Annotated in this window: 1 protein-coding gene; it reads left to right on the forward strand. The window is 36.0% G+C overall.

What is annotated here, in order from left to right:
* Positions 1-40 precede the first annotated feature (40 nt).
* Positions 41-1,075: an IS1595 family transposase gene (locus Z054_RS0127405; RefSeq protein WP_024773142.1), complete on the forward strand. Its 1,035-nt coding sequence runs from the start codon at positions 41-43 to the stop codon at positions 1,073-1,075.
* Positions 1,076-1,084 lie beyond the last annotated feature (9 nt).

The raw sequence follows: 1,084 nt of genomic DNA on the forward strand, positions 1-1,084 counted from the left end.
CGCTCTAGTTTATAATTGCTATTATTCGTATTTTTAATTTATGGATTTAGAAAGGATAAAAGTTGAAATAGGTAAGTTATCCATTGAAGATCAAGCTTTATTGGCGGCAGAACTTGAGAAATTGACATTGAAAGGAAGTCCCACAGTTAAGGCACAAGCATCTCGTCGTCATATTTTGGATAATAAGCAAGGATGCTGTCCTCATTGTAGTCACCCCAAATATGTTCGTTTTGGGATAGACAGAGGAGCTCAACGTTACAAATGTAAGTCCTGTCGTAGGAGCTTTACAGAATATACAGGCACTTGGATGGCAGGTTTACATAAGAAAGACAAAGTGGATGCCTATTTAGTCTTAATGTTAGAAGAGAAGAGTTTGGATAAGATCAAGGAATCTTTGAAGATCAATAAAAAGACTGCTTTTGATTGGCGTCATAAAATATTGGCTTCCTTAACGGATACGGATCAGGATGATTTCACTGGAATTACTGAAAGTGATGAAACTTTCTTTTTGAACTCAGAAAAAGGAAAAACCCCTAAAGGACGTGAGTCAAGAAAACGTGGTGGTGTCTCTAGTAAAAGAGGTGTTAATAAAGATCATGTAGCGGTCATTGTTACACAAGACAGAAAATCAGGTTTGGATTTGACAGTTGCAACTATGGGGCGTATCAAGAAAAGTGATATACAAAAGGCTATTGGAGATCGGATTAATACAAGCCAGACGATTCTTTGCAGTGACGCTCATGTGAGCTATAAAGGCTTTGCTAAAGACCAAAACATAGAACATCATCCACTCAAAGGAATTATAAAACAACGGGTAAAAGACAAAATATATCATATACAACATGTCAATTCTACCCACAATAGAATAAAAAAATGGATTGATAATGCTTTTTGGGGTGTAGCCACTAAATACCTGCAGCAGTACCTAAATTGGTTTAAACTCAAAGAGCAGCTCAAAAACAATAAGGATCAGGCGCTACTATTTGTACAGAAAACTGTCCTAGATGTTAACGCTATAAAGAATTACAGAAATATCGAAGTACAATATCAAAAACTAATATCAACGCAAATATAAACTAGAGCC

The organism is Aquimarina macrocephali JAMB N27, from assembly GCF_000520995.1.
GTDB classification, from domain to species: domain Bacteria; phylum Bacteroidota; class Bacteroidia; order Flavobacteriales; family Flavobacteriaceae; genus Aquimarina; species Aquimarina macrocephali.